Source organism: Nocardia sp. NPDC046763 (genome assembly GCF_040645495.1).
Taxonomy (GTDB): Bacteria; Actinomycetota; Actinomycetes; order Mycobacteriales; family Mycobacteriaceae; genus Nocardia.
In genome coordinates, this window is the sequence record NZ_JBEYYI010000043.1 from 1 (window position 1) to 18,652 (window position 18,652).

22 protein-coding genes and 1 pseudogene are annotated in these 18,652 nt (G+C 65.0%); 21 read left to right on the top strand and 2 right to left on the bottom strand.

All coding sequences use genetic code 11. From position 1 onward, the window contains the following. Window positions 1-311 precede the first annotated feature (311 nt). The 5 genes and pseudogenes from ABZ909_RS40405 to ABZ909_RS40425 all read left to right on the top strand — a co-directional run. Window positions 312-1,394: a YncE family protein gene (locus ABZ909_RS40405; RefSeq protein WP_357011151.1), complete on the top strand. Its 1,083-nt coding sequence runs from the start codon at window positions 312-314 to the stop codon at window positions 1,392-1,394. 456 nt (window positions 1,395-1,850) lie between these two features. Further along, entirely contained in the window at window positions 1,851-2,402 is a 552-nt protein-coding gene (locus ABZ909_RS40410) for a Chromate resistance protein ChrB (RefSeq protein ID WP_357011153.1), read from the top strand. Between the two features lie 30 nt (window positions 2,403-2,432). Continuing rightward, entirely contained in the window at window positions 2,433-3,047 is a 615-nt protein-coding gene (locus ABZ909_RS40415; RefSeq protein WP_357011155.1) for a phosphatase PAP2 family protein, read from the top strand. Continuing rightward, the gene (locus ABZ909_RS40420) at window positions 3,044-4,252 is read left to right on the top strand and encodes an MFS transporter (protein ID WP_357011157.1); all 1,209 of its coding nucleotides are present in this window, start codon (window positions 3,044-3,046) and stop codon (window positions 4,250-4,252) included. The genes ABZ909_RS40415 and ABZ909_RS40420 overlap by 4 nt, the downstream gene beginning before the upstream one ends. A 291-nt stretch (window positions 4,253-4,543) precedes the next feature. Further along, window positions 4,544-5,752: pseudogene (locus tag ABZ909_RS40425) on the top strand (permease); the annotation flags it as partial. 159 nt (window positions 5,753-5,911) lie between these two features. Here ABZ909_RS40425 and ABZ909_RS40430 read toward each other — a convergent pair. After that, entirely contained in the window at window positions 5,912-6,187 is a 276-nt protein-coding gene (locus ABZ909_RS40430) for a DUF302 domain-containing protein (RefSeq protein WP_357011159.1), read from the bottom strand. A gap of 381 nt (window positions 6,188-6,568) precedes the next feature. Here ABZ909_RS40430 and ABZ909_RS40435 point away from each other — a divergent pair, with 381 nt between their 5' ends. Beyond that, window positions 6,569-7,864: a site-specific integrase gene (locus ABZ909_RS40435; RefSeq protein ID WP_357011161.1), complete on the top strand. Its 1,296-nt coding sequence runs from the start codon at window positions 6,569-6,571 to the stop codon at window positions 7,862-7,864. A gap of 75 nt (window positions 7,865-7,939) precedes the next feature. Next, window positions 7,940-9,211: a hypothetical protein gene (locus ABZ909_RS40440; protein ID WP_357011163.1), complete on the top strand. Its 1,272-nt coding sequence runs from the start codon at window positions 7,940-7,942 to the stop codon at window positions 9,209-9,211. Here ABZ909_RS40440 and ABZ909_RS40445 read toward each other — a convergent pair. Next, a complete protein-coding gene (locus ABZ909_RS40445; protein WP_357011250.1) occupies window positions 9,193-9,915 on the bottom strand; it encodes a creatininase family protein in 723 nt (240 codons plus the stop codon). The two genes, ABZ909_RS40440 and ABZ909_RS40445, sit on opposite strands and share 19 nt — an antisense overlap. A 232-nt stretch (window positions 9,916-10,147) precedes the next feature. On the opposite strand from ABZ909_RS40445, the gene ABZ909_RS40450 reads away from it, so the two are divergent. The 14 genes from ABZ909_RS40450 (at window position 10,148) to ABZ909_RS40515 (ending at window position 18,651) form a co-directional block, all read left to right on the top strand. Continuing rightward, complete coding sequence (locus ABZ909_RS40450; RefSeq protein WP_357011165.1) at window positions 10,148-10,321, top strand: helix-turn-helix domain-containing protein; 174 nt, start codon at window positions 10,148-10,150, stop codon at window positions 10,319-10,321. Continuing rightward, complete coding sequence (locus tag ABZ909_RS40455) at window positions 10,321-10,938, top strand: hypothetical protein (protein WP_357011167.1); 618 nt, start codon at window positions 10,321-10,323, stop codon at window positions 10,936-10,938. Before ABZ909_RS40450 ends, ABZ909_RS40455 begins: the two co-directional genes overlap by 1 nt. A gap of 3 nt (window positions 10,939-10,941) precedes the next feature. Next, on the top strand, window positions 10,942-11,787 hold the full coding sequence (locus tag ABZ909_RS40460) for a hypothetical protein (protein WP_357011169.1): 846 nt from the start codon (window positions 10,942-10,944) through the stop codon (window positions 11,785-11,787). Next, window positions 11,784-11,951: a hypothetical protein gene (locus ABZ909_RS40465; protein WP_357011171.1), complete on the top strand. Its 168-nt coding sequence runs from the start codon at window positions 11,784-11,786 to the stop codon at window positions 11,949-11,951. Before ABZ909_RS40460 ends, ABZ909_RS40465 begins: the two co-directional genes overlap by 4 nt. Then, a complete protein-coding gene (locus ABZ909_RS40470; RefSeq protein ID WP_357011173.1) occupies window positions 11,948-12,184 on the top strand; it encodes a hypothetical protein in 237 nt (78 codons plus the stop codon). Before ABZ909_RS40465 ends, ABZ909_RS40470 begins: the two co-directional genes overlap by 4 nt. Continuing rightward, entirely contained in the window at window positions 12,181-12,936 is a 756-nt protein-coding gene (locus ABZ909_RS40475; protein ID WP_357011175.1) for a hypothetical protein, read from the top strand. The genes ABZ909_RS40470 and ABZ909_RS40475 overlap by 4 nt, the downstream gene beginning before the upstream one ends. Next, window positions 12,933-13,190, top strand: a complete 258-nt coding sequence (locus ABZ909_RS40480; RefSeq protein ID WP_357011176.1) for a hypothetical protein — start codon at window positions 12,933-12,935, stop codon at window positions 13,188-13,190. Before ABZ909_RS40475 ends, ABZ909_RS40480 begins: the two co-directional genes overlap by 4 nt. Before the next feature lie 125 nt (window positions 13,191-13,315). Next, on the top strand, window positions 13,316-15,277 hold the full coding sequence (locus ABZ909_RS40485) for a hypothetical protein (RefSeq protein WP_357011178.1): 1,962 nt from the start codon (window positions 13,316-13,318) through the stop codon (window positions 15,275-15,277). Continuing rightward, window positions 15,274-15,495, top strand: a complete 222-nt coding sequence (locus tag ABZ909_RS40490) for a hypothetical protein (RefSeq protein ID WP_357011180.1) — start codon at window positions 15,274-15,276, stop codon at window positions 15,493-15,495. Before ABZ909_RS40485 ends, ABZ909_RS40490 begins: the two co-directional genes overlap by 4 nt. Further along, complete coding sequence (locus ABZ909_RS40495; RefSeq protein ID WP_357011182.1) at window positions 15,492-15,668, top strand: hypothetical protein; 177 nt, start codon at window positions 15,492-15,494, stop codon at window positions 15,666-15,668. The genes ABZ909_RS40490 and ABZ909_RS40495 overlap by 4 nt, the downstream gene beginning before the upstream one ends. Beyond that, a complete protein-coding gene (locus ABZ909_RS40500) occupies window positions 15,665-16,612 on the top strand; it encodes a DUF2637 domain-containing protein (protein ID WP_357011184.1) in 948 nt (315 codons plus the stop codon). Before ABZ909_RS40495 ends, ABZ909_RS40500 begins: the two co-directional genes overlap by 4 nt. Then, window positions 16,609-17,043: a hypothetical protein gene (locus ABZ909_RS40505; protein WP_357011186.1), complete on the top strand. Its 435-nt coding sequence runs from the start codon at window positions 16,609-16,611 to the stop codon at window positions 17,041-17,043. The genes ABZ909_RS40500 and ABZ909_RS40505 overlap by 4 nt, the downstream gene beginning before the upstream one ends. A gap of 32 nt (window positions 17,044-17,075) precedes the next feature. Continuing rightward, window positions 17,076-17,990, top strand: a complete 915-nt coding sequence (locus ABZ909_RS40510; protein WP_357011188.1) for a hypothetical protein — start codon at window positions 17,076-17,078, stop codon at window positions 17,988-17,990. A gap of 193 nt (window positions 17,991-18,183) precedes the next feature. Further along, a complete protein-coding gene (locus tag ABZ909_RS40515; protein WP_357011190.1) occupies window positions 18,184-18,651 on the top strand; it encodes a single-stranded DNA-binding protein in 468 nt (155 codons plus the stop codon). Window position 18,652: the final 1 nt, after the last annotated feature.

Genomic DNA, 18,652 nt, shown 5'->3' on the forward strand with positions numbered 1-18,652 from the left:
AACGTGCCCTGGCCAAGGACCGTGAAAGCCGATACTCCAGTTGCGGTGAGCTGGCCGCTGCCGCCAACGACACACTGAGGGCGGCAACCGGGCTGACGGCGGCACACTCGCCGACGCCGGCGAACGAGCTCAACCGGCACCGCCGGTGGCGAGGTGGATCTTGGTGGTCAACCCGCCGCGGGAACGCCCGATCGCACGGTCGGCTGGATGAGCTCACCGCAACCGTCTCATCGTCGCCGAAATCCAAGATGGTGACGGAGACCATCCCGGCAGTCGGAGGCGCCGAGTATGCGAGCGCGATGGAGTCGGCGGTGCTGGGGACCCCGGTCCGAAAGCGCCGCGTCCGCCGCCGGTTGCTTGCGGTTGCCGCCGCGGCGGTCGCGATCATCGCCGCGGTCGCTGTCGTCCTGATGTGGCCGAAACCGCCACAGCACGGCTCGCCGGCTTTCACCGTCAGGCCGGTCGCTGTAGGGAAGAGCCCGCAGGGCGTCGCGGTCGATCCCATGACACACAATGTGTATGTCGCGAATTTTTCCAGCGGTACCGTTTCCGTTCTCGACGGCACCACCAGCGCTGTCACCGCCACCATCGAAAACATTCCGGGCGCGATGGGTGTGGCGGTCGACCCGCAAACCCGCACCGTGTACGTGAGCGACTACGCCGACGCCGGCAAGGTGTTCGTGGTCGACGCGAACACCAACACCGTCACCGCGAACATCGCCGTCGGGGCCAACCCGGACGAAATTGCGGTCGACCCCCGTACCCATCTGGTGTATGTCACCAACGCCACCGTCGATCCGCTCGCAGAGGGCCAGACCGGCGTACGCGTGGCGTCGAAGCCGGGTTCGGTGTCGGTGATCGACCCGCGCGCCCGCGCCGTGACCGCCACCATCGGGGTGGGCCTCCGGCCGATCACGGTCATGTTCGACGCCGATCGCTCGCGGCTCTACGTCGGCAACGAGACCGACAACTCCGTGTCGGTGATCGACGTGTCGACCGACACCGTGGCCGCGACTGTCGCGGTGGGCCGGGCGCCGCTGGGCCTCGCGCTCGACCATCGCTCCGGCACCCTCTACGTCGCGAACAACGTGGGTGACTCGATATGGATGATCGACACCCACACGAACCGGGTCGACGGCACCATCGCCGTCCGCCGCCCGAGCATGATCGCCATCGACGAGAATCGCCGCATCGTCTACGTCGGGGTGCTGCCGACGACCGATGACCCGGCCACGCTCGACCTGACCCCGGTGGCGATCGACGCCGACACCCACAAGGTCACCCCCATCCCCGGGTCCGGCCGGAATACAGCGGCGGCCGCGGTGGACCCCGGCACCGGCGCCGCCTGCCTCGCAGACTTCGTCGACAATGCGGTCTACGTGGTCAGACCCTGACCGATTACCTTGCGGCACAGGTGGACCCGCAGCCACGACCGTCTCGCGCAGAGTGGGCGGTGACCCTGAAACGGTCGGTGATCAACCACATGATCGAGCACGCTCTCCTCTCGTCCCTGGACCCCATTTGCTGACCATCAGGCCGCACGTGCCGGATTCGGAGCGCAGTCTGGTCGCGGGGCCGTTCAGCGCGACAGTGGTATTTCGTTGCGCTGCAATGTAGTCGGTGTAGAGATAGCTTGTCGCTTCGTGCTGGATGATGTTGTGGCCGAGGATGTTTCGGCATGGCGGGTGGGTTTCGATGAGGTGTTCGCTCGGGTAGCAGTGCGCCGCCGCGAGCCCGCGCGATCGCGACGAACAGGCGGCCGGATTCGGAGTAGTGGCCGGTGTGCTCGTGTGGACCGGAACGGCCGTCACGGCGGCGGGGTAGAAGTAACGTCTGTTACATTTCGTGTCGTGACGGAGAATCGGGCGGTGGTGCGGTGGCTGGTGCTGTTGGTACGGGTGCCGACCGAACCGTCGCGGCATCGGGTGGCCGTGTGGCGTGAACTGCGCCGGGTGGGTGCCCTGCAGGTCGGGCAGGGCGTGTGGGTGGTGCCCGATGTTCCGGTCTTTGCCGACGGAGTCGCGCGGGTGATCGAGCTGGCTCGCCGCGGCGAGGGTGAGGTACTGGTTTTGGACGCTACGGGTCACGCCGATACCGATACGGCGCGGTTGGAGGCGATGTTCACGGCCGAGCGCGTTGAGGAGTGGGCGGAATTCCTGGCTGATTGCGCCGGGTTCGATGCCGAGATCGACAAGGAGATCGCCAAGGCCAAGTTCACGATGGCCGAGCTCGAGGAGGAGGAGCAGAGCCTGGAACGGCTGCGGCGCTGGCATCGTGACATCAAGGCCCGCGATGTGTTCGGCGCGCCCGCGGCCGCCGAGGCCGGGCAGCAGCTCGAGCACTGCGCCGATCGGCTGGCCGACTACACCGAGCGGGTCTTTCAAGCCCTGCACCAGATGTAACCGACCACTACCGGACCGGAGGGAGCCCTGATGAGCATGGACACGCGAATCTTCTACGACATCAACGACTTTGCGCGCGATACCCCGTGGCTGCATCCGATCGTGTCCGGCTACGCCAATTACGGTGTCGTGCTGTTCGGGGTATTGCTGCTGGCTGGATGGTGGATCGCGCGCCGCGACGGCGATCCTGCTCGGATGGTGGCGGCGGTGTGGGCTCCGCTGGGCATGTTGATCGCGCTGGTGATCAACCAGCCGATCGCCGCCGCGGTCGACGAGACCCGCCCATGTAATGCGTTGCACGACATCGTGGTTCTGCACTGCAACACCGATGCCGGGTTCCCCAGCGACCACGCGGTCATGGCCGGTGCGGTCGCGGCCGGACTGTGGCTGGTACACCGGCGACTCGCGGTGCTCGGCGCGGTGGCCGCGCTCGTGATGGCGTTCGCTCGGGTCTACATCGCCGCGCACTACCTCCAAGACGTCCTCGCCGGACTCGCCCTCGGGGCGGCGGTCAGCCTTGTCGGGTTCTACCTTGCCCGACCGCTCATGGCACGGCTACTGGCCCTGCTCGCTCGTACTCCACTGCGCATCCTGCTCACCGACACCGCCGCTGAACCCGCTGCCGCGCAACAAGAATCGCGATGACCGCTACTCCGGGTACCCGAACCGATACCGGCCCGGCGCGGCTGCTGCCGCTGTACGCGGCCGGGTTCGTGACCGCGTTCGGTGCGCACAGCATCGCGGCCAGCCTCGCCGGATACACCAGAGAACAGCATGCGAGCCTGCTCACCTTGGGGCTGCTGCTGGCCGTCTACGACGGTGCGGAGGTGCTGCTCAAACCCGTCTTCGGGACGCTGTCCGACCGCGTCGGGGCACGGCCGGTGCTGCTCGGCGGGCTGGTGGCGTTCGCGCTCGCGTCCGCGGCGTTCGTACTGGTCGGCAATCCCGGCCTGGTCGGGGTCGCGCGGTTCGGTCAAGGCGCGGCCGCGGCCGCGTTTTCCCCAGCCGCCGGGGCGATGGTCGCCCGGCTCACCCCGACCAACGGACACGGGCGCGCGTTCGGCAACTATGGCGCGTGGAAAGGCCTGGGCTACACCCTCGGCCCGCTGCTGGGCGGCATCCTCGTCGCACTGGGCGGCTATGGCCTGCTGTTCACTGCCCTCGCGGTACTGGCGGCGGCGGTCGCGGTGTGGGCGGCGGTCGTCGTGCCCGCCGTCGCGGTGCTGCCGAAAACCCGTCAGACCGTGCTGGATCTGGCACACCGCCTCACCGGCGGCTCGTTCCTGCGCCCGACCGCCGCCCTGGCCGGAGCCACCGCCGCGCTTGCGGTCGGGGTCGGATTCCTTCCCGCGATCGGTGCCCGCCACGGCCTGGGACCGCTGGCCACGGGCGCCGTCGTGTCGCTGCTCGCCGCCACCGCCGCGCTCGTTCAACCACGCGTGGGGCGTGCCCGCGACACCGGACGGCTGAAGGACCGATCCGGTTTGGCAGCCGGGCTCCTCCTGGCCGCGATCGGGCTCGCCACCGCCGCAGCGCTGCCCGCAACAGCGGGGACGGTGTGCGCTGCCGTAATCATCGGGGCCGGTACCGGACTCATCACCCCCCTCGGATTCGCGCACCTGGCCGCAACAAGCCCACCCGAACGGATCGGCCAGACCATGGGAGCCGCCGAACTCGGCCGCGAACTCGGCGACGCCGGCGGCCCCCTTCTCGTCGGAATCATCGCCACCGCCGCCACACTCGACACCGGCCTGCTCATGCTCGGCGCACTCCTCGCCGCCCTCGCCGCCGCGATAACCCTGACCACACGAGCAACCGCCGTCGTTTACCCCGATACCGACGCCGCCTGACACCGCGAAAACCGCACCGTCTACCGCTGCGTGCCACAACCCGCGAAGCGCTGGAATCAGATCCTGCTGCTCCCCGCCTACCCCGAATCGGGTCGATAGCGCTCCGCTCGAGCACCATCGACTGTTTCGTCGCCGTCATCGCGGAAACTGCCTCTGCGACAGCCTTCTTCGAGTGCAGTGCACGCCACGTGCACCTGCGTTGATAGGGCAATCCGTCCTTGTGCGGCGGGCTTGCGGTCCACACCGGTTGATTCATACCCCTATGGGGTATAGGGTCGCGACGGTGTAGTCATGGAGACTTCTGAACAGGACGAGACAAGGACGGCGATGAACGCTATCGGACACGCGCTGGCATTGGCGGGCTCGATGACCTGGGAGATCCTGTGGGCACTGATCCTTGGCTTCGCGCTGTCGGCGCTGGTGCAGGCGGTCGTACGCAAGTCGACGATCGTCCGACTACTCGGCGATGACCGCCCCCGTACACTCGCCGTCGCGGCCGGATTGGGTGCCGCGTCATCATCGTGCTCGTATGCGGCTGTGGCGCTCGCGCGTTCACTGTTCCGCAAGGGCGCGAACTTCACCGCAGCCATGGCCTTCGAGATCGGCTCGACCAACCTGGTCGTCGAACTGGGTATCATCCTGGCCCTGTTGATGGGGTGGCAGTTCACCGCGGCCGAATTCGTCGGCGGCCCGATCATGATCGTGTTGCTGGCGGTGCTGTTCCGGCTGTTCGTGCGCTCCCGGCTGGTCGACGCGGCCCGCGAACAGGCCGACAAGGGGCTGTCCGGATCGATGGAAGGCCATGCCGCCATGGACATGTCGGTGCCGACGGAGGGTCCGTTCCTGCGACGACTGTTCTCCCGGCAGGGTCTGACGGCCGTATCTCACGTCTTCGTCATGGAATGGGCCGCCATCCTGCGCGACCTGGTCATCGGCCTGCTCATCGCGGGCGCGATCGGCGCCTGGGTGCCGGATTCGTTCTGGCAGAAGTTCTTCCTGACCGACCACCCGCTGCTCTCGGCGATCTGGAGCCCGCTCGTCGGACCGCTGGTGGCGATCCTGTCGTTCGTCTGCTCGATCGGCAATGTGCCACTGGCCGCGGTGCTGTGGAACGGCGGCATCAGCTTCGGCGGCGTCATCGCCTTCATCTACGCGGACCTGCTGATCCTGCCGATCCTCAACATCTACCGCAAGTACTACGGCGCCCGCATGATGCTCACCCTGCTGGGCACCTTCTACGCCGCCATGGTCGGCGCCGGCTACCTCGTCGAGATCCTCTTCAGCACAACCGGTCTCATCCCGCGCGAACGCAACGCCATGGTGATGACCGAAGGCATCCACTGGAACTACACCACCTGGCTCAACATCGCCTTCCTCATCCTCGCCGCACTCCTGGTCATCCGCTTCGTCCGCACCGGCGGCATCCCGATGCTGCGCATGATGGGCGGCGCACCCGACGACGAGCACGCCCACCACGATCACAGCGCGCACGTCGACCACGACCACAGCGCGCACGCCGACCATGACCACAGCGCGCACGTCGACCATGACCACAGCGATCATCGGGCCCCGCACGACCCCGCTCCCAGCGGACACGATCACGCCGACCACGACCACACCGGGCATCATCCGCCCGGCCACACCCACTGACCCGCTGCGCTATCCGGCAGTGATCTCGTCGATGGCCGCGTGGAGGCGGTCGCCGGCTTCATCGGCAACCGCCTTCATGCCTGGTGCGTCGGCCAGGTCGGCCATCAACTGTGGGTCGGTGGCTTCGACCAGCACCGTGTCGGGTCCGATGCTGCGCACCACGACGTTGCAGGGCAGCAGCAGGCCGATGCGCCGCTCGGCGTCGAGCACGCGGTGGGCCAACGGCGGATTGCGGGCGCCCAGGATCAGGTAATCCTCTATACCGGCCCCGAGCTTGGCGCGCATCTGCGGCGATTGCGGAGGGGTGTTTACGGCAGGCGGCTGACGCTTCCGTCAGGTCACAAGTAGGTCAGAACAGCAGAAAGGCCCGGTGGAAACCGGGCCCTATCTGGTCGAACTCTGGTGCGCGATACTGGGATTGAACCAGTATCGCGTAGTTTCACCTCAGGGCCGCTGTGCAGCGAAAATGGGTTTCTATCAGTATCTTTCACGAACTTGCTCTGTTGCACTGGTTCGCATGGGTAGGCACCGATACACTTTTCTCAGTTCATGGTGAGTTCATTGCAGAGGGGTACTGGCTGAGTTCACATGAACTCAACGTGAACTCGGTTATGAACTCAATCTGAACTGAGATCTGAGGACCCCGCGAGCAGAGGCGGTAGTGGCATGGTCCGAGGGAAGGGGCGGAAGGACAGGACGCCAGGGACGTTCGGTTCCGTCGACAAGCTCCCCAGTGGGCTTTTCCGTGCCCAGTACTACGGGCCGGACGGGCGTCGTTACAAAGCGCCGACGCTCTTTCTCGCGCAGCAGGATGCACGCTCGTGGCTCTCGGTCGTCCACTCGGACATCATCCGTAAGGCATGGCAGCCGCCCGACATGGTGGTCACCGAAGACATCAAATTGACGTTCAGGGAGTACGCCGAACAGTGGATCAAAGCGCGCGACTTGGCCGATCGCACCCGAGAGGACTACCAGGACTGGCTTGATGCCCACATCTTGCCTGTCCTTGGCGATTACCCGATCGGATCGATCGAAGAGAACGACATCCGAGTGTGGTACGGCAAGCTGAATGCTGAGACGCCGACGCTTCGTGCTCGGGTGTACGGGCTGTGCTCCACGATCTTTAACACAGCACTCACGGACAAGAAGGTTCCCGTTCACCAAAACCCTTGCAAGGTCAAAGGTGCTGGCAGTGTGACGAGGGCGAAGGTGATTCGGCCAGCGACCCTCGCTGAGCTCGAAGTGATCGTGACCACCTTGCCGCCGCGGTTCAAGCTGATGGCTCTGTTTGCTACCTGGTGCGCTCTGAGGTTTGGCGAACTAACTGAGTTGCGACGCAGGGATATCGACCTCGTGCGGCGGCGGATCTACGTTCGGCGGGGAGTCGTCCGCCTCAAGAGCAAAGAGCGTGGGGTTGCGGTCCGAAAGGTCAAGGAGCCCAAGTCTGATGCGGGCAGTCGCGACGTCTCGATCCCACCTCACCTGATCCCCGCAGTGGAGGACCATCTCCGCGATCACGTTGGTCCCGGCCGGAACGCCCTCATCTTCCCGTCGATGACTGACGAGAATGAACACCTTGCGCCATCGACCTTTTCGCGCCACTGGTACAACGCATGCCGGGCTGCTGGGCGATGGGTCGAAGCTGCTGACGACGATCCCGACAGCACGGATCATGCTGACCTCACTTTGCACGACCTTCGTCATACCGGCGCAGTGCTGGCGGCTCTCACCGGTGCGACCTTGAAAGAGCTCATGGAACGTTTGGGTCATTCGACCCCCGGTGCTGCAATGCGGTATCAGCATGCAGCTAACGACCGTGACACTGCGATCGCAGTGGCTCTTTCGAAATTCGTTGAGCCAGAGCCGGATATCGAAGACATGAGCAATGATCGAGCGAAGCCACGGCCTCCCCGTCGCTCGCGGTCGAACGGTTCGTCTCCGCGCAGACGGCCGAGGAGCTAAAGGGGGAGTAATGCAAGAAATTCCAAGAACATGTCGGCCGATCGTGTTGTACTTGTCCGGCATGGGGAGGCATCGATGAGTACAGCCGGACAACTCCCGAGCTCGTTCGACACACCGCTAGACCAGCTGCTGGGTACCGAGCTGAAGGGAACGCCCAACAAGCTGATCGCGCGAAAGATGGTCGAGTACAGCCAGAGCGACGGTGGTCCGCCAGTCTCGGCTGACGGCAGCACGATTGCTCGCTACAAGAAGGGCGTACATCGACCGAGCGAGCGCAGTCGCGATGTTCTGGTCGCGGTGCTGAGCAAGCTTGCAAATCGAGACGTATCAGCCGAGGAACTCGGCTACACGACGCCTGAACCTCGGACCTCCGAGTTTTTCATTCCGGAGTTATCACTTGTTCGTCCTGGAATCGTCACGCTAGCACAGGAACCCATTGACCCAGCCTTCGTCGGGCACCTCCAACTAATGCTCACTGAGCATGTTCGAATGGACGCCTTGGCAGGCCCTCGCTACATCCTTGACACTCTGCGCAGTCAGCTGATCCTCGTAGAGGAATTGTGCGGAAAGGCCCGCGGAGCAATGCGTGCATCGCTGTTGGAGGTCAGTGCACGGTTCTGCGAGTTCGCGGGCTGGCTGTATCAGGACTCCGGCGATCTTCAGGCGTCGCTGTACTGGACGAACCAGGGGATGGACTATGCCGAGGAGTTGGGTGACAACCATCTCATGTCCTACATCCTCATGCGCAAGAGCAACATCTTGACCGAGGCTGGAAGGGGCGCTCAGGGGTTGGGGCTCGCGAACGCCGCATTGCGGCGGTGGGAAGACATCACGCCAGAGCTTCGCGCCGTGGCGCTTCGGCAACTCGCAAATGCGCACGCGCTTTTCGGTGAGGCGGACGAGTGCCGACGGGCTCTGGATACCGCGATGGCGCAGGTCTTGGACGCGGACCCCGACGACCCGGGCCGTCTCGCGAAGTACTGCACTCCGTCCTACATCGAGATGGAGGCTGCGCAAAGCTGGGTGCTGCTCGGAAGGCCAGAGCGTGCAATCGAAACCTACAACTTAGGGCTTGCCGACTGGCCAGTGTCTCAGCGTCGAGACCAAGGGCTATGTGCTGCGCGCCTGGCCTCCGCGTGTGTCAGGGTAGGCGAATTTGAGCAAGCAACCCTCGCGGGCGCGAAGGCAATCGAACTTACTCAACTGTCGCCGTCTGCACGTTCCATGGGAGTTCTGCGGGACTTGTCGCGGCAGCTTTCGGCAAGTCGTGAGAAAGCCGTAGGTGATCTAAGGGGCATGCTCTCGAACGTCCGGCAGTTTCCGAAGCCCTATTCAGCGAGTGCCTGAAGGTGATTCTTGAAACCGTGAGAAAGCGATTCGAGAGCAAGCCTGCCTTTTTCCTTGGTTCCCAATGAAGGGAATCCGATCACGCCGCTTGTGGTGTACGCGGTCATGCCTTTGATAAGCAAGAATTGCCTATCATCCGCGCGCCAATCAGCTGTCTCGAAGCCGGATCGGAGCAGTTCCGGGGCGACGTGGAGCAAGATGGAAGTCTCGAGCTCACCTGCGTGCATATCCTCGTGAGCGTTGGTCTTCATTCCGGAATCAGTCCGCGCAGAATGCCAGTCCAGAGGGCCAGGGAAGAGAGTCATCTGCCGGTCCGTGACGTTCGCCTCCTGCACGATGTTCTGAAGAATGTAATTACCGCCGTGGCCATTGACAAGCACTAGCTTCTGGACTCCCGACGTGATCAAGGACTCCTTGATATCGCTGATTATGGCTGCCAGAGTTGTTGCCCGAATGCTGACGGAACCGCTGAAACCTGCGTGCTCATGTGAACACGAGAAGCTGACGGGCGGCAGCAGCATCACGTCATGGTCATTGGCGATCTTCTGTGCGATCGCGCACGCAATCGCAGTATCGGTAATAAGAGGGTGGTAATCGCCATGCTGCTCGAAACTTCCGATCGGCAAGACGGCCACAGTGGGGTTCTGTGCTCGTACATCTGCGGAGGTAGCGCCAGTTAGCAAGTGGTCCACGCGAACCAACATACCGTGCCGCACTCAGAACATCGGATGAATCCGTTGGGGTCGTACGGGGGTCGTACGATGCCGTCCCCTATACGCCCTTGCTGCCTCCTGTACCACTGCTACGCCCGGCATGTCGTGAGTTTCTCTGTATCTCAACGGGTTTCAGCCCCGCCGATCAGAGAAGGAAACGATTGCCTTGGTAGTTACAGGAAAGCGCCGCGAAGGCCAAAAGCAAAGGGCCAGAGGCGAATACATGCGGCTCGAAGAAGTAGCCGAGTACTTCCGGGTCCACAAGGACACCGTGCGCCGCTGGATCTCGGAAGGTCGCCTGACCGGTTACATGGTCGGTCCGAACACCCTACGGGTCCTCCGAGATGAGGTCGTGGCCTTGCCGCGTCCCATCCCGACCGCAGGGAGCGCGGCCTGATGGGCATGACCTCAGTAACAGCCCGAGAGCTGACCGAGCAGATCAAGGCTAGCGCCGAGGATCTCTGGCAGCTGATTGCGCAGGCATATCTCGATCGAGTCTGGGAGGTGCTGAGCTACAGCTCGTGGGACGAATACTGCGCGAAAGAGTTCGGTAGTTGTCGACTCCAGCTTCCCCGGGAAGACCGGCAAGAAGTCGTTGCCTCGATGCGTGAGATCGGGATGAGCCAAAGGGCTATCGCCGCAGCCATTGGTTTGAGCAAAGGGACTGTCCAGAACGACCTCGCGGCAAGTGGACAATTTTGTCCACCTGAGCCGGTTCTCAGTTCGGATACCAAGACCCAACAGCCTGAATCTATCGATAATGCAGCAGTTTTGGCGAAGCCTCAACCCGAAACGCGCCGTCGTCGCCCGATCGCCGAGGCGTTCGACGTGGCGCGGTACGACCTGCTGAAGCGGGCCGAGTCGCTGGTTCGGCTGGCCGCTGACGACCGGTTCGACCGCAACGCCGATCAGCTGGCGCACCGCTACCGATTCGACCTCATCCAGGCCCGGGACGCGATTCAGGCCGTCCTTGATCGCCTGCCCGAACCCACCACGGATTCCCGGAAGGAATGACCCATGTATCTCATCAACTCCGAGCAGCCGGGAGACCCCATGATCAGTCAGATCATCGAGATCGATGCCCCCATGGCACGGCACATGCTTGAAAACAACCCGAACAATCGCCCGGTCCGCCAGGCTCGGGTGCAGCAGTACTACGACGACATGGTTTCTGGCCGTTGGCTTTTCAACGGTGAAGCGATCAAGTTCAGCGCCGATGGTGAACTCCTTGACGGTCAGCATCGGTTGCAGGCGATCGCGCGGACCAGCGGCCAGAAGTTCCCGATGCTGGTGGTGCGTGGTCTGCCCCGCGATACCCAGGTGACGATGGACCAGGGGGCCAAGCGCACCCCGGCCGATCAGCTCACCCTGACCGGGGTCACCGGCCACAACACCACCTTGATCGCCGCAGCGCTGCGGGTCTATATCCCGTGGCTGGAAGGCAACCTGTTCGGCGACTACACCCGTAATGCGGTGTCGACCACCAGGATTGTCGAGTTCGCGCAGGTGTACCCGGAGACGGTGGCCTTGGCCGAGCGGTTCACCTCGGTGGCCAAACGGTTGAAGTGCCGACCCGCGGTGGCGGTCGCAGCGCTGATCCGGCTCACCGAGATCGACGCCGAGGCGGCCGGTGAGTTCCTGCGGTTGTGGGACAGCCTGGTCGGATTGCCCGCGGGCTCCCCGATTCTGGCGCTGCGCCAGCGCCTGGACTACACGCACACCCACAAGATCCGCACCAGCGACCGCGACCAGATCGGGTTGATCGTGGCGGCCTGGAATCTGTGGCGGCGCGGCAAGTCGGTGTCGAAATTGCAGCGGCCCAAGGGCGGCTTCAGCATCGAGAACTTTCCAGAGCCGAGGTGATCACCATGTTCCGAACCTCTCTGATCGTCGCGGCGATCCTGCTGATCATTGGCTTGATTGCCCCTGGCCTCGCGTCGCTGCTACTGGTGGCGCTGCTGATCGTCGGCGCTGCGGGCCTGGCCCGATCGTCTTCGCGCTCCCGTCATTGGGGTGGTCGGCGATGAACGACTACATCCTCATGGAATCGTCGGACCGGCGCGCGGTGTCGATGCCGCCCGGGGTGCTGGCGGTGTTGATCCTGCTGGCGTTCGTGTTCGCGGCGGGCCTGTATCTGGGCGTGCTGCTGTTCGGGCGGCACTCGGCGCTGCCGGTGACCGTGGTCGCGTGCCCTGCGCCGGGGACGCAGGTGGCGGTGTGGCCGTCGGACTGCCCGCATGATGTGGTGGTGACGCGGTGAGCGGCAAGGAGTTTCGCCAGCAGCCCCACGAGACCCGGTTCCTGGAATTCGTCTCGCAGGAACGCACGATCGCGATGGCGCTGGTGCCGACCGCGATCGGCCGCAGTCCGCGGGCGGCGCGCACGATGGTGCACCGGCTCAAGCAATCCGGCCAGCTCCAGGTGACCCGCATGGACACCGGTGAGCCGGGGCCGTGGCGCGCCTCGCCGTACTTCGATGAACCCGGCATGCCCGCGCACGGCCCGCTCTGGGTCTTTCCCGAGCGCGAAACATGCTGGGGGTACACCGATTTCGATCCGGGGCCGTGGGAGCCGCGGCCATCGATGGCGGCGCACATGACCGCGGTGACCTCGCTGCGGCTGGCGCTGATGGGCATGGAGACCGACCCGGACCTGTGGACCAGTGAGCGAATGCTCTACCACCGATTGCATTCGGAGAACGGCCAGCCTGTCGGGCATGTGCATGACGCCTGGTTTCAGGACTTCACCGACCCGGACAAGGTGTGGGCGGTCGAAGTCGAGTTGACCCGCAAGCGTGGTGCGGGACGGCTGCAACACGCCATGACTGCCGCCCTCGATGCCGCCGACCGGCACGAACTGGCCGGAGTCCTGTACTTCGTGCGTGGCGAGAGCCTGCGCCGCGCGGTCGAGGACACGGCCGTGCGGATCGCGAACAAACGAGGCATCGAACGGGTGCCGAATCTCGAAATCCATGACCTGGACGCCACTTTGGCGCGAAAGGAGATGCCGTGATCATGCACGGAAACCCGCCGAACGACCCCGGCCCTCTGCTGATCATCATCGACGGTCGCGGCGGCCATCAGCGTGTCGAGATGGCGCATTGGCTGTGCCGGAAAGCCGCTTCCCGCTTGGGAATTGACTCCGATCGAATCGGACTGTGGCCGACCGAATCACGGCCGGACCTGTGGTCACTCCCTGCCGACCGCGCAATTGCCACGCTGGAAGCTTTGATCCGCGAGTCCCAGCCGCCGGACGAGGTGATCTGATCATGGCCGATTGCACTCCGCTGATCACCCCGCAGGATTGTGGCACCACCGCGCAAATTCCCTCGCCCGTACCAACCTCAGTACAGGTACCCACGTCGGATCCCTCCGCGGCACCGCAGGTACTGGTGAACACCGTTCCCACGCCGACGAACGCACCAACCCGGTTCGAGAACCCGGCACTGCCCAACGGTTGGCGGGCACCGGACTGGCATCTGCATATCGGCAGCGTCGGTGAGGTTTTCGCGACCGTGGGCACCGTCGTGCTCGGGCTCGGATTCCTGATCACCCTTGCAGTCGTCCTGAACGGGCTGGCGGCATGGCGGCGGTGGGAGGCCCGACAGGTCCGCAACTACGCCGCCGGTGCCCTGGTGCTGCCGATCGCCGCAATGTGGATCGCCGATTCCTGGTTTGCGCCATTGACCTTGTGGTGGCAGGGCACTCGCGTGCTCGTGGCGTCGGGTCCAGCGTCGGGCGCGATCGTGGCCATGATCGCCGGGTGCCTGCCGGTGGCCTGGGCCGCGACCGCGGTATATCGGGCGCGGTTCCTGGCTCGACTGGATACCGAGGGCTCGGATTCGCCGTGGAAAACCCGCCGGTTGCAACGCCGCCAGCGCCACGGCAAAGCCCGCGCTGCCCGCCGCGCTGCCCGCTACGGCGCACCGCTGGTCACCGGCTGGTTCAAGGCCCGGGTCGTGCTCGGGTCGCTGTCGGAACGCACCGACGCGACCCAGCCGAGCACGATCACCCGGTTGGTCGATAAGCGCACCTCGCGGTTGGAACTTCCGATCGAGGGGCTCGGGCACATGGTGGTGCTGGGCAAGTCGCAGAAGGCGGGCAAGACCACCATGCTCGTGCGACTCGGAACCGGCCTGTATTCCGCCTACTGGCACCGCTACGTCCGCACCGGCGAGAAACGGCCCTTGCTGATCTTCATCGATTGCAAGGGTGGCAAACCCGGCCTCGCGACGGGCCGACAGGTGGTGAAGATCGCCGCGAAGCTGAAGGTAGACCCGAAGCGAATTGCGTTGTGGCCCATCACCAATCGCCTCGATCTGTGGTCGATGGACGTCGATGACATGTGCGCCACGCTGGAAGCGATGATCAACCCGGTGGCCGCGACCGAGTCGGGGTCGGAGCATTTCAAGCAGAACCGGATCCGGGTGACCAAGCTCGCGGTCGACGCGCCGTGCGGTCCGCCCCGGTCGAAGAAGGAGTTCCTCGACCGGCTCAGCGTCGACTGGCTGACCAAGGTCGGGTGGGCGAACGACGATGCGATCCTCGCCGAGATCGACGCGTTGGAGAAGAACAAGCCGCCCGCGGTCGGGGACGTCAGCGGTAAGTTCCGCAACATCTTCTCCGCGATCGGTGAGGGCTTCGATGGCGGCCGACCGCTGGATTCCTTCGACGTCATCTATGCGACGGTGCCCGGCACGGTCCGTGGAGAGAACGCCCGCGCCCAGGTCGCCGCGCTGAACACGCTGATCACGCAGTTCGCGTGTGGTGAGCATGACCGGCAGATCATTTTGATCATCGACGAGATGTCGGCGGTGGCCGACAAGACCGGCGGCATCTCTCAGATCGATATTGCCGAACGGCTTTTGGGCATGGACGTAGTCGCGTTCTTCGCCGCTCAGAACCAATTCGGGCTCGGGCAAACCCCCGACGAACGCCGCCGCCTGCTCGAAGCCTGCCCCTCTGGCGCGCTGCTGATGGCACAGGAAGGCGGCGGCAAGGTCAGCGAGGTCTTCGGATCCGGCCCGGTCACCGAGAACACGCGGCAGTCCAAGAACGGCAAGGTCGGCGAGGACGGCACCCTGGGTAACCGGGAAACGTTCTTCATCGACCCCAACCGGCTCGCGGAATTCGAACGCGGAGACGTGGTCTGGGTCCATGCCCTCAAAGCCCAATGGGGCCACGTGATCCCGGTCGACTTGGACGAGATCGTTCCGCTGCCCGCGGATCCGCGCCCGGAACGGTGGGCGGTCAACACCCTGCCGCGGGTGCCGTTGCAGAAGGTCCGCGATCTCGATTCCGGGCGGGCACGCCGCGCCGATCTCGGATTCAGCGAGGGCGGTGAAGCAGCATGACCGACTACCGAAACGGCCTGTGGACAGCCGTCATTGCCGAACGCGACACCCATACCGCTCGCGGCTACGACCACATCCATGACCGCTTACACGGCCGTTCACACCTGCACGAGTTGGCCGAGCACTACATCGGTCTCGGCACAGCCGAAGGCGTGGTGAAAGCCGCGTCGCTGGTGCTGGCAGCCCGGGAGATGTGTGGCGAGGAGCGTCGATCATGACCGACTACCTGCGCCCCATGGCCGCCTACGTGGCCACCCTCGGCGGACACCACAACCGCCATGACCGCACCCTGTTGTCCACCCCGGACAGCTACGCGGACACCCCGGACACCCGGGCGGACACCCCCGTCGACAACGCGGACAACAGCACCGAGTGGGGGTGGACACGATGACCGCTCCCACCACCCCGCGCGGGCGTGGCGTCGCACGGACCGGGTTCGTGTTCGGGTCGCTGACCTCGGTGGCCACCAATGTCCTGCATACCTTCCTGCCGACCGTCCATATGCCCGCCGGGCTCACCCTGGTGATCGCCGCCCGGATCGGGTCCGCGGTGTGGCCGTTGGGATTGCTGCTCAGCGTCGAAGTCCTGGCCCGGGTGTCGTGGCGGCGCGGGCGCGGCTGGTCGATCGCGCGGTTCGGCGGAGCCGGAGCCGTGGCGTTCGGGTCGGCCGTCATCTCCTACTCCCACGTCCGAGATGTCCTGTTGGCCTGGGGGTACGGGCATCCTGCCGCCGAATTCGGGCCGCTGACCCTCGATGGGCTGATGGTGGTCTGCGGGTTCGCGCTGCTGTCACTGACGCCCGGCGACCGAGAAAACGCGGCCGAGCGGAATGCGGCGGATAGTGCTGATCGGCGACGGGTGCGGATCCGAGACCCGAAGCCGACACCAGCCCGCGAGATCGCACTCACGGCGCAGATCGAGGCCCTGCCTGTCCCGGCCGATCCGGTTGCCGCGGTGGTGGCCACGGTGTCCGGACAGCCCGACAACCTTGCCCTACAGGGGGACAGCGGTGCGGGACACGCGGACAGCCCCGCCGATCTGGTGGCCGCCGAGCCTAGACAGGCGGACACCGAGCCCGACGCCCGCCGCGAGCGAGCGCGAGAACTCCACGGCCAGGGCTGGACTCATGGCCGCATCGCGACCGAACTCGCGGTCAGCAAACGCACGGTCCGCCGTTACCTGTCCACCCACCCGGACACCCCCGACCCGGTGGACACCCCCGCCGCCGATCCCGCGGACACCACCACGACGGCAGCGCTTCCCGAGCCGGATTTCGACTGGCTAACCGCCCTGAACACCAACCACCACCACGAACCTGAAGGAGCTCTGTCATGACCAACAACGACGGCAACAGCCCCGGAATCGATTGGGACGGTGAGCTGACCGCCCTCATGGAGTCCTCCGGCATCGACCCCGCCCAACTCGCACGGCGCAGCCTCGCCCAGCGCGTCGGCCGCTGGATCATCAAGGCCCGCGCAGCAATCGGCGCGATCGTCGTGACGATCCCGGCGATGTGGCTGATCGACGCCTCCGGTGCCCCGGTCGCCGCCACGGTGCCGTTGACGGTGTGGCTGGCGGGCTGGATCGGCTACGGGATCTGGGTCAGCGCCGCCCGCCCCGACACCGCCACCCTGGCCTACTACCTCAAAGACCTCGCGACCGCCACCTACCGGGCCGGGTCTCGGCAGGTGTTCGAACGCTCCCGCCCCGCCCGAGTCCGCTGGCGTGCCTGGCGGGCCGCGCGCCCTGCCCAGGCTACGGCCTGAAATCCCGAACCACGAAAGGAATGTGAATTCTTATGTCCGGCAACGAAGTTGACGAGGCGGCCCGGAACTGGCCGCAGGTAATGGCCCTGATCATGCAGATGTGGCAGCGGATCCAGCGCGCGAGCGCCGACGGATCGATACGCCTCTCGCGCACCGAATACAAGCAGTTCATGAGCGAGTTCCGCGACGCGCAGAAACTGCTCACCCACCAGATCGACACCACCCGCGCCTGGTATCAGGCCCGCACCGAGGAATACCAGCGCGAATCCCGAGCCGCCACGGCCCGCGCACAGGCCGGTGCCAGCGCCGAGGAACAGGCCAGCGCCAGCGCCTACCTGTCCGGGCTGCGGGCCGGGATCGAACACACCATCCACGACACCGTCCTCACCGCCGAACAGCGCGGGCAAGTCGTCCAAGCCCTCGACGCCGTCGACACGGATCCGGGAAAACCAGTACCTCGCAATGTGTTCGAGCCGGTCACCGACAAGGCCGCGGTACAAGCGCGCTTCGCTGCGGCCGAGAGTGAGAACCGGGTGGCCGTGCATCGCGAGCAACGCGCCGCCGCAACCGAAGAAAGCGCGAAACCCGCAACGGCGGGCACCACCGAGATGCAACGCGAGTCCGCCAAGCGGTTCGACGAACTGTCCAAGCGGATCGAACAACTCGAAGAGCGTTTGGAAGTCCTGGTCCCTCGCGAATCCGCCACAGCCGCCACAGCCGACGGGCACGCCAAGCCTCGGGCCACCCAGAAGAGCAACCACACCGCGCACCAGCACAACGGCCAAGCGCAACCGCGCGCTGAGGAGCAGGCACAGGAGCAGCCGAGCAACGGTGCCGCCACGCACGCCCCCGCCGCACAAGCCGAATCGCCAGAACAGAGCCACCAGCCCCAGGCCAGCGCCGAAGCCGCCGCGGAGTTCATCGCCGAGATGGAAGCCGAGGCATGAGCGCCGAGCCGACCGGAACCCCCAAGTTTTTCAACAACAACACCGCAAAGGAGGACCCCACCACATCCGATACAACACAGCCGTTCTGGCTGAACCCCAATCAGATTCACGACATCGACCCATGCTGTTGCCTCGCTTCGGCAGCCAATTATCAACGGACACAACCAATTCTAGTTATGGAGTAGTGAGAACAATGTCCGGTGAAACCACCTTGACCGTCATCGGCAACCTGACCGGCGACCCCGAACTTCGGGACGTCAAAGGCCAGATGGTCGTCAACTTCACCATCGCGTCCACGCCCCGCGTGTTCGACCGTCAGGCGAACCAGTGGAAAGACGGTGCGCCACTGTTTCTTCGGTGCGCACTGTGGCGTGAAGCCGCCGACAACGTCGCCCAGTCCCTGTCCAAGGGTTCCCGGGTAATCGTGACCGGCAAGCTCTCGCAGCGCAGCTACGAGGACACCAACGGCGTCAAACGCACAGTGATGGAAGTGACCGTCGATGAGATCGGGGTGTCTTTGAAATACGCCGTCGCCAAGCCGATCAAGCGGAACGCCTTCGCCGGTGCCCGCAACGGCGGCCAGGCCACAGCCAAGGAAACCGGCTCGCGGGGCAGTGATGACCCGTGGGCAAGCTTCCAGCCCGAGGCGGAGGAGGCGTGAT